General features: G+C 72.1%; 9 protein-coding genes and 1 riboswitch. Of the genes, 5 read left to right on the top strand and 4 right to left on the bottom strand.

Features of this window, described 5'->3' with window-relative positions:
* Positions 1-431: 431 nt before the first annotated feature.
* Positions 432-4046, bottom strand: a complete 3615-nt coding sequence (metH, locus tag Cba03nite_RS38120; protein ID WP_275411644.1) for a methionine synthase — start codon at positions 4044-4046, stop codon at positions 432-434.
* A gap of 15 nt (positions 4047-4061) precedes the next feature.
* Positions 4062-4147, bottom strand: a riboswitch (S-adenosyl-L-homocysteine riboswitch).
* A 391-nt stretch (positions 4148-4538) separates the two neighbouring features.
* Between metH and Cba03nite_RS40175 the strand changes: the two genes are divergently transcribed.
* From Cba03nite_RS40175 to Cba03nite_RS38095, 5 genes are all read left to right on the top strand, one after another.
* Positions 4539-6035 (top strand): hypothetical protein, encoded by a 1497-nt coding sequence (locus Cba03nite_RS40175; RefSeq protein ID WP_239126330.1) that lies wholly within the window; start codon positions 4539-4541, stop codon positions 6033-6035.
* 54 nt (positions 6036-6089) lie between these two features.
* Positions 6090-6656 carry a hypothetical protein gene (locus tag Cba03nite_RS38110; protein ID WP_203757197.1) on the top strand — a complete coding sequence of 189 codons (567 nt, stop codon included), beginning with the start codon at positions 6090-6092 and terminating at the stop codon, positions 6654-6656.
* A 33-nt stretch (positions 6657-6689) separates the two neighbouring features.
* On the top strand, positions 6690-7139 hold the full coding sequence (locus Cba03nite_RS38105) for a MarR family transcriptional regulator (RefSeq protein ID WP_239126329.1): 450 nt from the start codon (positions 6690-6692) through the stop codon (positions 7137-7139).
* 22 nt (positions 7140-7161) lie between these two features.
* On the top strand, positions 7162-8916 hold the full coding sequence (locus Cba03nite_RS38100) for an MFS transporter (protein WP_203757196.1): 1755 nt from the start codon (positions 7162-7164) through the stop codon (positions 8914-8916).
* A gap of 93 nt (positions 8917-9009) precedes the next feature.
* Positions 9010-10020 (top strand): WD40 repeat domain-containing protein, encoded by a 1011-nt coding sequence (locus Cba03nite_RS38095; RefSeq protein WP_203757195.1) that lies wholly within the window; start codon positions 9010-9012, stop codon positions 10018-10020.
* Positions 10021-10293: 273 nt separating this feature from the next.
* Here the strand turns inward: Cba03nite_RS38095 and Cba03nite_RS38090 are convergent, their stop codons facing one another.
* The 3 genes from Cba03nite_RS38090 to Cba03nite_RS38080 form a co-directional block, all read right to left on the bottom strand.
* Positions 10294-11691, bottom strand: a complete 1398-nt coding sequence (locus Cba03nite_RS38090; RefSeq protein WP_239126328.1) for a GH1 family beta-glucosidase — start codon at positions 11689-11691, stop codon at positions 10294-10296.
* Complete coding sequence (locus Cba03nite_RS38085) at positions 11688-12602, bottom strand: carbohydrate ABC transporter permease (RefSeq protein WP_203757194.1); 915 nt, start codon at positions 12600-12602, stop codon at positions 11688-11690. The genes Cba03nite_RS38090 and Cba03nite_RS38085 overlap by 4 nt, the downstream gene beginning before the upstream one ends.
* Positions 12602-13254 (bottom strand): carbohydrate ABC transporter permease (locus Cba03nite_RS38080; protein WP_203757193.1); only part of this gene is annotated, 653 nt, incomplete at its 5' end. The genes Cba03nite_RS38080 and Cba03nite_RS38085, both read right to left, overlap by 1 nt.

Genomic DNA, 13254 nt, shown 5'->3' with positions numbered 1-13254 from the left:
ATGTAGCTGATTATCTTCATGGTCGCCCCGGCCCCTTACGCCCCGCGCCGCACCACTCCCACGCGCCCCGCGCCACGGGTCGCCAGCCGTGGGCCGTGGGCCATGATCGCCGTCTCGTGTCGAAACCTGCGGTCTGACCGCACATCCCGACACGAGACCGCGATCTTCACCCGCAGCAGCCGCCGACGAGCGCGGGCGACGCGGACCATGATCGCCGTCTCGTGTCGGAACCTGGGGTCTGACCCCACATTTCGACACGAGACCGCGATCTTGCCCGCCGCCGCGGCTACCACCACCGCGCTACCACCGCCGCCGCCGAGAAGCCCCACAACCGCCGAAGCCGCACCGCCGACATGCGCCACGTGCCGCGAGGGCGCCACCACCACCCCCGCCGCCAGCGGTTTTCCACCCAGCCGCACCCGCGCGACAGGTCAGCCCAGGTTCGGGCGAAGCCAGCGCTCGACGTCGGCGAGATCCGCGCCGCGCCGGGCGGCGTAGTCCTCCAGCTGGTCACGCCCGATGCGACCCACGGTGAAGTAGCGCGAGGCCGGGTTGGCCAGCATCAGACCGCTGACCGCCGCGGCCGGGGTCATCGCGAACGACTCCGTCAGCCCCAGCCCCACGCTCTCCGCACCGAGCAGGTCGAACAGCTCCCGCTTGAGCGTGTGATCGGGCGTGGCCGGATACCCGAACGCGGGCCGGATCCCCCGGAAGCGCTCGGCGTGCAGGTCCTCGATCGCCGGATCGGCGCCCGGCTCGTACCACTCGCGCCGCGCCTTCAGGTGCAGGTACTCCGCGAACGCCTCCGCCAGCCGGTCCGCCAGCGCCTTGACCATGATCGCCCGGTAGTCGTCGTGCTCGGCCTCGTACGCCGCCGCCAGCTCGTCCGCCCCGTGGATCGCGACGCCGAACCCGCCCAGGTGGTCCCCCGCCGGGGCCAGGTAGTCCGACAGGCACCGGTTGGGCCGCCCGGCGGGCTTGGCCGTCTGCTGCCGCAGCATCGGCAGCCGCAGCCCCGACTCCAGCAGGATGTCGTCGCCCTCGGCGTGCGCGGGCCAGAACCCGTACACACCCCGCGCGGTCAGCGACCCGTCGGCGATGATCTCGTCGAGCATGGTGTTGGCGTCGGCGAACAGCTCCCGCGCCTGCGGCAGCTCCAGAATCGCCGGGTACTTCCCCTTCAGCTCCCACGCCAGGAACAGGAACGTCCAGTCGATCATCGCCCGCAGCTCGGCCAGGTCCGGCGCGACCTCGCGCACCCCGGTGAACGCGGGCACCGGCAGCTCGGCGAAGTCGACCCGCTCGGCGTTGGCGCGCGCCTCGGCGAGGGTGAGCAGCGGCTGCCGGGTCTTGTTCGCGTGCTCCTCGCGCAGCCGCTCCTGCTCGGCCCGGTTGGCCGCGGACAGCTTCTCCGCGCGGTCGGCGTCGAGCAGGTCGGACACCACGCCGACGACGCGGGAGGCGTCGAGCACGTGCACGGTGTCGGCCTCGTACGCCGGCGCGATGCGCACCGCCGTGTGCTGGCGCGAGGTCGTGGCCCCGCCGATGAGCAGGGGCAGCTTGATCCCCCGGCGCTGCATCTCCTGCGCCACCGACACCATCTCGTCCAGCGACGGCGTGATCAGCCCGGACAGCCCGATCACGTCGGCGCCCTCGGCCAGCGCGGTGTCCAGGATCTTCGCCGCGGGCACCATCACGCCGAGGTCGATCACCTCGTAGTTGTTGCAGCCCAGCACGACTCCGACGATGTTCTTGCCGATGTCGTGCACGTCGCCCTTGACCGTGGCCAGCACGACCTTGCCCTGCCCCCGGTCGGCGGCCAGGCGTCCCTCCCGGCGCGCCTGCTCCTTCTCCGCCTCCATGTACGGCTCCAGGTAGGCCACCGCGCGCTTCATCACCCGGGCGCTCTTGACCACCTGCGGCAGGAACATCTTGCCCGCGCCGAACAGGTCGCCGACGACCTTCATGCCGTCCATCAGCGGGCCCTCGATCACCTCGAGCGGCCGGGCGCACTCCTGCCGGGCCAGCTCGGTGTCCTCCTCGATGAAGTCCACGATGCCGTGCACCAGCGCGTGCGACAGCCGCTGCGCGACCGGCGCGTCCCGCCAGGACAGGTCGACGACGCGCTTGGCGGTCTCCCCGCTGACCGTGGCGGCGTACGCGACGAGCCGGTCGGTGGCGTCGGGGCGCCGGTCGAACAGCACGTCCTCGACCAGCTCGCGCAGCTGCTCGGGGATGTCCTCGTACACGGCGAGCTGGCCAGCGTTGACGATGCCCATGTCCAGCCCGGCGCGCACCGCGTGCAGCAGGAACGCCGAGTGCATCGCCTCGCGCACCACGTCGTTGCCGCGGAACGAGAACGACAGGTTGGAGATGCCGCCGCTGGTCCGGGCCCCGGGGCAGCGCTGCTTGATCAGCGGCAGCGCGTCGATGAACGCCTTGGCGTAGCCGTTGTGCTCGGCGATGCCGGTCGCCACGGCCAGCACGTTCGGGTCGAAGACGATGTCCTCCGGCGCGAACCCCGCCTGCTGGGTGAGCAGGTCGTACGCCCGCGCGCAGATCTCCACCTTGCGCTCGACGGTGTCGGCCTGGCCCTGCTCGTCGAAGGCCATCACCACCACGCCCGCGCCGTAGCCGCGGACGCGCCGGGCCTGGTCGAGGAACGGCTCCTCGCCCTCCTTGAGGCTGATCGAGTTGACCACGCCCTTGCCCTGCACGCACTTCAGCCCGGCTTCGAGCACGCTCCACTTCGAGCTGTCCACCATGATCGGGATCCGGGCCACCTCGGGCTCGGTCGCGATCAGGTTGAGGAACGTGGTCATCGCCTGCTCGCTGTCGAGCAGGTCGGCGTCCATGTTCACGTCGAGCAGGTTGGCCCCGCCGCGCACCTGGTCCAGCGCCACCTCGACGGCGCCGGTGTGGTCACCGGCCTCGATGAGGCGGCGGAACTTCGCCGAGCCGGTCACGTTGGTCCGCTCGCCGATCATCACGAAGCCGGTGTCCGGCCCGATCGCGAACTGCTCCAGCCCACTGAACCGGGTCGCCGCCTCGATCCGCGGCACGGGGCGCGGCGGCAGGCACTTGACGGCCGCGGCGACCTGCGCGATGTGCTCGGGCGTGGTGCCGCAGCAGCCGCCCGCGATGTTGACCAGGCCGGACCGGGCGAACTCCCCCATCAGCTCGCCGGTCTCGGCCGGGGTCTGGTCGTAGCCGCCGAACGCGTTCGGCAGGCCCGCGTTGGGGTGGGCGGCGACGTGGACCCCGGCGAGCCGGGACAGCTCGGCCACGTGCGGGCGCATCTCGGTCGCGCCCAGCGCGCAGTTGACGCCGACGATCAGCGGCTCGGCGCGCTCGATGGAGCGCCAGAAGGCCTCGACGGTCTGCCCGGACAGGGTGCGCCCGCTCAGGTCGACGATGGTCACCGAGATCCACAGCGGCAGGTCCGGGGCCACCTCACGGGCGGCGGCGACGGCCGCCTTGGCGTTGAGCGTGTCGAAGACGGTCTCGATGAGCAGCAGGTCCACGCCGCCTTCGGCGAGCGCGGAGATCTGCTCGGCGTACGAGGCACGCACCTGGTCGAAGGTGACGGCCCGGTAGGCGGGATCGTCCACCTTCGGCGACAGCGACAGGGTCACGTTGAGCGGGCCGACCGACCCGGCGACGAACCGCCCGCCTGCCTCGTCGGCCGCCTGCCGGGCCAGCTGCGCCGCACGCACGTTCATCTCGCGCACGTGCGCCTCCAGGCCGTAGTCGGCCTGGCCGATGCTCGTGGCGGTGAAGGTGTTGGTCGAGGTGATGTCGGCGCCCGCGGCGAAGTAGCGCCGGTGCACGTCGAGCACCAGGTCGGGCCGGGTCAGGTTGAGCAGGTCCGGGTCGCCGGTGACGTCGTGGGAGTGGTCGCCGAAGCGGTCGCCCCGGTAGTCGTCCGGGGTGAGCCGGGCCTGCTGGAGCAGCGTGCCCCAGGCGCCGTCGAGCACCGCGATACGGCTGTCCAGCAGCTCACGCAGCGCGTGCTGCCGGGCGGCGGGGGAAACGGGCTGGTTCAACGCGACACCTCCGACGGATCGGAGGCGCCCTTGCGGAAGTGGAACCGGCCGAGCGTGGCGGGCTGTGCTCGCAGCAGCCCGTTGCAGCGCCTCTCGGCCTGATCACGAAGTCTACCCGCGGCGATGATCCGGGGTGGGCGCGCACGCCGACGTCCCGCACCTCGGGACAGCCGGACACCGCGACGCAAACCTCACTGTCCGTAGCCATCGCGGGGTCGTCCGAGCCGAAACGATTTCGGCACATTCCGAAACTATTGCGGTTGCTGGTCACGGTATGCGGGCGAATTTGCCTGGATGCATGCCATTGACATCGATCAGGCCCTCTGCCTGAATGGACCGAAAGCGATTTAGATCGTCTTCGGTCGATCTACGGGTGGCAGTTCACCGCCTGCCGCGGACACCACGCACGGTGACGATCTCACCCTGCCCGTCTCCCGTTCGCTCCCCCGGATCGCGCGCTGCCCGGTGCGCACACCGAAAGGACAACGGCACATGTCCCCATCCCCACCCCACCGGCGCCGGCTGGTCGTCGCGGTGACGCTGCTGGCCCTGCTCAGCGGCACCCCGGCCGCGGCCGGGCCGAACACGGCGGCGGGCGCCGAGTACACCCGCGCCCGGCCGGCCGACAACGCCGCCACCGGCATGATCTGGTCCGGCCTCGCCGCCGACCGCTCCGGACCGTGCGCGGGCCTCTACCGCGTCGCCGGCCTCAGCACCACCATGTGCACGCACGGCCCCGACCCGGCCCCGGCCGGGCTGGACATCAAGCGCTCGGTCGCCCCGCTGCCCCAGCGGGCGGCCACCGCGGCGGCGCCGTCCGCGCTGGCCGTGTGCGAGGGCGACGGCACCTCCGGCCGCCGCGTCGAGGTGCTCTACGTGCACGGCACCACGAACCGCTACAGCCAGTACGTGGAGACGTTCCGGCAGCTCGCCGAGCAGGTCGACGTCATCTTCAACGAGAGCGCCAAGGCCACCGGCGGCGAGCGGCACGTCCGCTACGTCACCGAGAACGTCAACGGCGCCTGCCGCCCCGTGGTGCGCGACGTGCAGATCGCCGACTCGGCGCTGAACGCCAACGACTGGGCGCCGCTGCTCAACGCGGTCAAGGCGGCGGGCTACACCCGCACCGACCGCAAGTACCTGCAGTTCGTCGACGCCCGGGTGTACTGCGGGATCGGCGGTTTCGCGGGCGACACCCGCAAGTCCGACGCCAACCGCTCCAACACCGGGCCCGAGTACGCCCGTGCCGACAGCGGCTGCTGGACGGCCGGCGTGGCCGCGCACGAGCTGGGCCACACGCTGGGCGCGGTGAACAACAACGCCCCCAACGCCTCCGGCGCCGCGCACTGCGTCGACGAGTACGACGTCATGTGCTACAAGGACAGCGACGGCGTGGTGCTGCGCTACAGCTGCCCCAGCCAGGCGCTGGACAACCGCCTGGACTGCAACCACGACGACTACTACCACACCAGCCCGCCCGCGGGGAGCTACCTCGCGACGTACTACAACGTCGCGGACAACCTGTTCCTCATCAAGGGCGGCGGCACGACGCCACCCCCGCCGAGCGGCAACCTGGCGCTGAGCGCGGCCGCGAGCGCGAGCTACACCTCCCCCTGGGAGAGCGTGCTGGCGGTCAACGACGGCATCGACCCGCCGTCGTCCAACGACACCGTCAACCGCCGCTGGGGCACCTGGCCCAACACCGGCCAGCAGTGGGCGGAGCTGACCTGGTCGTCGGCGCAGCAGGTGCGCGTCGCCGACGTGTACTTCTTCGACGACAACGGCGGCGTGCGGCTGCCGGCCTCCTGGTCGTTGCAGTACTGGAACGGCAGCGCGTACGTCGCGGTGCCCGGCGCGAGCGGCTATCCCATCGCCGCGAACGTCTACAACCGGACCACGTTCACCAGCGTCTCGACCACCCGGCTGCGGGTCGTGCTGAACAGCGGCGCGGGCTCGGTCGGCCTGCTGGAGGTCAAGGTCACCAGCTGAACCACGCGGGCCGGGCGCGTTCGGTCGCGCCCGGCCCACCTTCCTTGGAGTCCGATGAAGACCATCCGCCGGTACGCCGTCGCGGCAGTGGCCGCCGCGGCGCTGCTGCTCGTCCCGGCCCGCCCCGCGGCCGCGCACGACGGGGTGCTGCCCACCCTGCACCATGACGGCCGGGGCACGGTCTGGCTCACCCTGGCCTGGTCCGACGGCCACCCGATCAGCGAACCCGCCGTGGCCCTGCTGTCGGGCCGGAGCACCCAGGGCGGTTCGGTGGCCGCCACCGCGCTGCGCCCGCTGCTCCACGACCCGGCGACCCTGCCGCTGCCCGGTACGCTCGCCCCCGGCGACTGGTCGCTGACCATCGACGTCGCCGCCCCGGGCGTGGGCTACTGCGCCGTCTCGTTACGGGTCGCCGCCGACGGCGTACCCCAGACGCTCGCCTGTGCCGTGCCGCAGACCGCGGCCGCCGCCGTGACCCCACCCCCACCGGGGCGGTCCGCCGCGCTGCCGGTGACGCTCGGAGCCGTCGCCGTGCTCGCCCTCGCCGCCCTGGGCTGGCGCCTCGCCACCAGGCGCGCCGCGCCGCAGCGGACGGGCAGGCCCCGCCGCCGCATTACATAAGCTACTTCTATAAGCAGGTGATATATTCGAACCGTGGTGACACGTGCCCCGCGTACCGCGGATCTCGGACAGCACGACCTGGCGCTGACGGTGCAGCGGCTCTTCGCCGGGCTGCGGCGGCTCAGCCCGCCGGGCATCAGCCTCAGCGCCGCGGCGACCCTGGCCACGCTGGAGCGGGAGGGGCCACAGCGGCTCACCGAGCTGGCCGGCCGGGAGGGCGTCACCCAGCCCGCGATGACCCAGATCGTCACCCGCCTCGAACGCGACGCGCTCGCCGTGCGCGCCGCCGACCCGGCCGACCGCCGCGTCGTCCTGGTCGAGATCACCCAGGCAGGCCGCGACCTGCTGCGACACCGTCGTGCGGTGCGCGCCGAGCGGGTCGGCGAGCTGCTGGCCGGGCTCGACGACGCCGACCGCACCGCCATCACCGCCGCGCTGCCCGCCCTGCACCGGCTCGCCGAGCGCGCCGCCGCCACCGCCTGACCGACCCCGCGAGGCACTCCTCATGAACAGCCACGACACCCGGTACAAGTGGGTGGCCCTGTCCAACACCACGCTCGGCATGCTGATCGCCACGATCAACTCCTCGATCGTGCTGATCTCGCTCCCGGCGATCTTCAACGGGGTGGGCCTGAACCCGCTGCAGCCCGGCAACGTCGGCTACCTGCTGTGGATGCTGATGGGCTACATGCTGGTCACCGCCGTCCTGGTGGTCACCCTGGGCCGCCTCGGCGACATCTACGGCCGGGTGCGCATCTACAACCTCGGCTTCGCCGTCTTCGCGGTCACCTCGGTGATCCTCGCGCTCGACCCGTTCACCGGCGGGGCGGGCGCGCTGTGGCTCATCGGCTGGCGGGTGGTCCAGGCGATCGGCGGCGCCATGCTGATGGCCAACTCGGCCGCGATCATCACCGACGCGTTCCCGGCCCGCCAGCGCGGCACCGCGCTCGGCATCAACATCGTCGCGGCCATCGCGGGCTCGTTCATCGGCCTGGTGCTCGGCGGCGTGCTGGCCGAGTGGAACTGGCGCTCGGTGTTCTGGGTCAACGTGCCCATCGCCGTCGTCGGCACCGTGTGGGCGTACCGGTCGCTGCGTGACAACGGCGTGCGCCGCCCCGGCCGCATCGACTGGTGGGGCAACGTCACCTTCGCCGCGGGGCTCACCATCCTGCTCGCCGCGATCACGTACGGCATCCAGCCCTACGGCGGGCACCCGATGGGCTGGACCAACCCGTGGATCGTCGCCGGGCTGGCCGGCGGCGCGCTGCTGCTGGCCGCGTTCGCGGTGGTGGAGACGCGGGTCGCCGAGCCGATGTTCCCGCTGCACCTGTTCCGCATCCCCGCGTTCACCGGCGGCAACGTGGCCGGCCTGCTCGGCTCGATCGCCCGGGGCGGCCTGCAGTTCATGCTGATCATCTGGTTGCAGGGCATCTGGCTGCCGCTGCACGGCTACGACTACGCGTCCACGCCGCTGTGGGCGGGCATCTACCTGCTGCCGCTGACCGTCGGCTTCCTCGCCGCCGGGCCGCTGTCCGGAGCGCTGTCCGACCGGTACGGGCCGAAGTGGTTCGCCGCGGGCGGGCTGCTGCTGATGTCGGCCTCGTTCGCCGCGCTGCTGCTGGTGCCGACGAACTTCCACTACGGGGTGTTCGCGGCGCTGGTGTTCCTCAACGGCTTCGGCGGCGGGCTGTTCTCCGCGCCCAACACCTCACTGATCATGTCCAGCGTCCCGGCGCACCTGCGCGGCGTCGCCTCCGGCATGCGGGCCACGTTCCAGAACGCGGGCATGGTGCTGTCCATCGGCGTGTTCTTCTCGCTGATGGTGGCCGGGCTGGCGCACTCGCTGCCCGGCGCGCTCGACGCCGGGCTGACCGCGCAGGGCGTGCCCGCCGCCGCCGCGCACACGGTCTCGTCACTGCCGCCGGTGGGCACCCTGTTCGCCGCGTTCCTCGGCTACAACCCGATCCAGGAACTGCTCGGCCCGCAGGTGCTCGGCGCGCTGCCCGCCGCGAACGCGGCCGCGCTGACCGACCGCCAGTTCTTCCCCGACCTGATCTCCGGCCCGTTCCACGACGGCCTGGTCATCGTGTTCTGGCTCGCCATCGCCATGGGCATCGCCGGAGCCGCCGCCTCCCTGATCGGCCCGCGCCGCCGCCGCACCGCCGACGGCGACCCCGTCGCCGGAGAGGAGCAGCTCATCGAGGAGCTGTACCCGGCCCAGTCCCTCACCCCGGTGCCCGCCGCCACCGACCGCCGCTGACCCGAAGGCGTGGCGCGGGGATCATCCCGACGGTCCATACGGTACGGATGAACGGCGCTTACCCCGGAACGTGGCGGGGCCTACCTTGTCGGCATGAGGGCTTGGGGCCCCGCCCTGGCGCCGGCACGGACCGCGACCGTGCTGCTGGCCGTAGTGCTCGCGGGCGGCTGCGGCGCGCCGGACGCCGCCGCGCGGACCTGCGCGGCGCCGGTGCGGTGCGTGCCGCTCGGGCGCAACGCCACCGCCGTCGTGTTCAGCCCGGACGGGACCCGGTTCGCCGTCGGCGGCATCGGGACGCTGCGGGTGTTCGACACCGCCTCCGGCACGCTGGTCGCGGACATGCCCGTGCGCGAGTTCGAGCCGGTCACCGAGCTGGTGTTCAGCCCGGACGGCACCCGGGTGGCCACCCCGGTCGAGGGCGGCGCGCGCCTGTGGGACGCCGCGACTGGGCTGCCCGCGGGCACCCTGACCGGGCACGTACGCGTGCCCCTGGATCTCGCGTACAGCCCCGACGGCGCGTGGCTGGCCGGTGCGGGCAGCACCGGTGTGGTCCGGATCTGGGAGGTGGCCACCGGCCGGACCTTCCGGGTGCTGCCCACCGGCACGGGCCGGGTCGACGCCGTCACGTTCAGCCCGGACCGCCGCACGGTGGCCGCCGCCGGTGGCGACGGCGCGGTCCGGGTGTGGCAGGTGGCGACCGGCACGCTGGTCAGCACGCTGAAGGGGCACACGGGCGCGGTGCACGAACTCTCCTACGCCCCGCTGGGCGGCCTGCTGGCCAGCGGCGGCGAGGACGGCACGGTGCGCGTGTGGAACCTGGCCACGAACGCCGCCACCGTCCTGTCCGGACACGACGGCGCGGTGCACGAGGTCGTGTTCTGCCCGGACGGCCACACCGTCGCCAGCGGCGGGGGCGACGGCACCGTCCGCATCTGGCAGGTCAAGAACGCGGCGCAGCGGACGATGCTGGAGAGCGAGGCACGCGACGCCGACGGCCGGATGAGCGCCGTCATCGGCATCGCCGTCTCCCCCGACGGCACCACCCTCGCCGTCGCCGACGGCAGCCAGAACCTCCGCCTCTGGCACCTCGACTCCCTCCCCTGACCCCCTCGCCCCCAACGGCCGGGCGGCCCGTCTCCCGGCACAGCGTGCAGTTTCGGGGAAACTGCAGCCTGCCACCCGTCGCGGTGTGCAGTTTCGGGGAAACTGCAGCCGGCCTGGCGGCGGAGCATGCGCGTGCGGGGGGAAGTGCGCCGGACGGGGGGTGGACACGGCACGCGGGACGGCTCCGCTCAGCCGTCCCGCGTGAGTCCGTGGCGGGTGGTTAACCCGGGCGTGCCGCCTTTCCACGTGCGGCACGCCCGGCCCCCACCGACATCAACTGAGCCCGTTGCGCCCGATGACGTCGGTAAACCAGCGGGCACTGTCCTTCGGAGTGCGCCGCTGGGTGTCGTAGTCGACATGCACGATGCCGAAACGTTTGCCGTATCCGTACGCCCATTCGTAATTGTCCAGCAGTGACCATGCAAGATATCCGCGGACGTCGGCGCCCTCGGACACGGCCGCGTGCACGGCCCGCAGGTGCGCGTCGAGGTAGCCGATGCGGTCGGCGTCGGCGACCCGGTCCCCGACGAGGACGTCGTCGTAGGCGGCCCCGTTCTCGGTGATCATGAGCGGGGTGCCCGGGTAGTCCGTGGACAGCCGCATCAGCAGCTCGTACAGCGCCGTCGCGTCCACCGGCCAGCCCATCGCGGTGACCGGCAGGTCCTGCGGCACGTACTCGCAGCCCTCGCTGCCCGGGTTGGCCGGGCCGCAGGTGACGCCCACCCCGGCGCGCACCCGCGACGGCTGGTAGAAGTTCACCCCGAGCAGGTCGATGGGTGAGGCGATGACCGCCTCGTCACCGGGCTCGACGCGGCGGTCGACGCCGAAGCGGGCCAGCAGCGCCCGCATGTCCTGCGGGTAGCCGCCCTTCAGCACCGCGTCCAGCCAGATCCGGTTGTGCAGGCCGTCGATGTGCCGGACCGCCGCGAGGTCGTGCGGATCCGCCGGGTCGTCGGGGCGTACGCAGGCCAGGTTGAGCGTCAGCGACACCTCGCGGGCGCCACCGGCCCGCAGCGCCCGCACGGACAGCCCGTGCCCGAGCAGGAGGTGGTGCACGGCCTCCAGCGCGGCGACCGGGTCCTGCCGGCCCGGCGCGTGATCGCCGCTGCCGTAACCCAGGAAGGCCGAGCACCACGGCTCGTTGAGGGTGGTCCAGGTGGCGACCCGGTCGCCGAGCCGGGTCACCGTGGCCGCGGCCAGATCCGCCAGGTAGTACGCGGTGTCGCGGTTCGTCCAGCCGCCCCGGTCCTCCAGCACCTGCGGCAGGTCCCAGTGGTAGAGGGTGGCCATCGGCTCGATGCCGTGGCTGAGCAGCTCGTCCACGAGGCGGTCGTAGAAGTCCAGGCCACGGGCGTTGACCGGCCCGGAGCCGTCCGGCTTGATGCGCGGCCAGGCCACCGAGAAACGGTAGGTGCCCAGGCCCAGCTCGGCCATGAGGCGTACGTCGTCGCGGTAGCGGTGGTAGTGGTCGCAGGCCACGTCACCGGAGTGCCCCTGGAAGACCCGGCCGGGGGTGCGGGCATAGGTGTCCCAGATCGACGGGGTGCGGCCGTCCTCGGCGGCGGCACCCTCGATCTGGTACGACGCCGTCGCCGCGCCCCAGCGGAACCCCTCCGGGAAACGCAGCACGGCACGCTCGGCCAGCCGCGGGTCGGGTGCTACGGCGGTCACGACTTCACCGCTCCCTGCATGATGCCTCCGATGATGTACTTGCCGAGCAGGGCGAACACGACCAGCAGCGGCAGCGTGGCGATCGCGGTGCCCGTCAGCGACAGCGAGTAGTCCTGGATGTAGCCGCTGGCCAGGGTGGACAGTGCGGTCTGCACGGTCGGGTCCTCGGGGGTGAGCACGACCAGCGGCCAGAAGAAGTCGTTCCAGGCCGACATGAAGGTGAGCATGCCGAGCACCGCCGCGGCGGGCTTGGACGCGGGCAGCACCACGTGCCAGAAGATGCGCAGCGTGTGGCAGCCGTCCACCCGCGCCGCCTCCAGCAGCTCGTTCGGCACCGCCTCGCGCAGATACTGCGTCATGAAGAACACGCCGAACGCGCTGACCAGGCCAGGTGCGACGACGGCGTACAGGGTGCCGGTCCACTCGATCTTCGCCATCAGCATGTACAGCGGGATGATGCCGAGCTGGTTCGGGATCATCATGGTGGCGATGACCAGCACCAGCAGCGCGTTGCGGCCCTTGAAGTTCAGCTTCGCGAAGGCGAACCCGGCCAGCGTGGATAACAGCACCACGCTGATCGTGATGGACGCGGAGATGACGACCGAGTTGGCCAGCGCCTTGCCGAACGGCACCGTGCCGAAGGCCCGGTCCAGGTTCGCCAGCAGGTTCGGGCCGATGCCGAACGGCGGCGGGACCTGCCCCAGGATGCCGTTGTCGTGCGAGGCGACGACCACGGACCAGTAGAGCGGGAACCCGGAGAACAGGCCCAGCCCGGCCAGCGCCAGGTAGGCGAGCTTGCCCGGCCGGCGTTCGGCGGAGAACACCCGGCGACGGCGCGGGCGGACCGGCGGCTCGGCGGGCAGGGCCGGGGCCGGGCGGACCGGGGCGGGGACAGGCGTCGTGGTGGTCATCAGGACCTCCGCAGGCGGCTGGTGAGGAAGTAGTTGATCGCCGCGACGATCACGATGATGCCGAACATCGCCCACGCGGCCGTGGACGCGTAACCGAAGTCGAACCGCGAGAACCCGACCTCGTAGAGGTACAGCGACAGCGTCTGGAACTGCCGGTCCGAACCGCCGGTCATGCTCCCGCCGCCGAACAGCAGCGGCTCCGCGAGGACCTGCATGCCGCCGATCGTCGACACGATCACCGTGAAGATGATCGTCGGGCGGATCGCGGGGATCGTGATCCGGGTGAGCTGCTGGAGGCTGCTGGCGCCGTCGAGGGCGGACGCGTCGTAGAGATCGCGGTTCACGGCCTGCATGGCGGCGAGGTAGATGAGCGCGTTGTAGCCGGTCCACCGCCAGATGATCATCACGGAAATGGCGATCTGGGAGCTGGCCGTGCCGGCCTGCCAGTCGATGCGACCCAGGCCGAGGGTCTCCAGGACCCAGTTCACCAGGCCGTAGTCCTTGCCGAAGATCTGGCCGAAGATGATCGCCACGGCCGCGACGGAGGTGATGTTGGGCAGCACCGCGGTCATCCGCCAGAACGTGGGCGCGCGCAGCCGCTGGTTGAGCACGTGGGCGAGCAGCAGCGCCATGATGAGCTGCGGCACGGTGG

The sequence above is a fragment of the Catellatospora bangladeshensis genome, from assembly GCF_016862575.1.
GTDB classification, from domain to species: Bacteria; Actinomycetota; Actinomycetes; order Mycobacteriales; family Micromonosporaceae; genus Catellatospora; species Catellatospora bangladeshensis.
The sequence above is the reverse complement of the archived record's forward strand: the minus strand, read 5'-3'. Positions and strand labels throughout refer to the sequence as shown.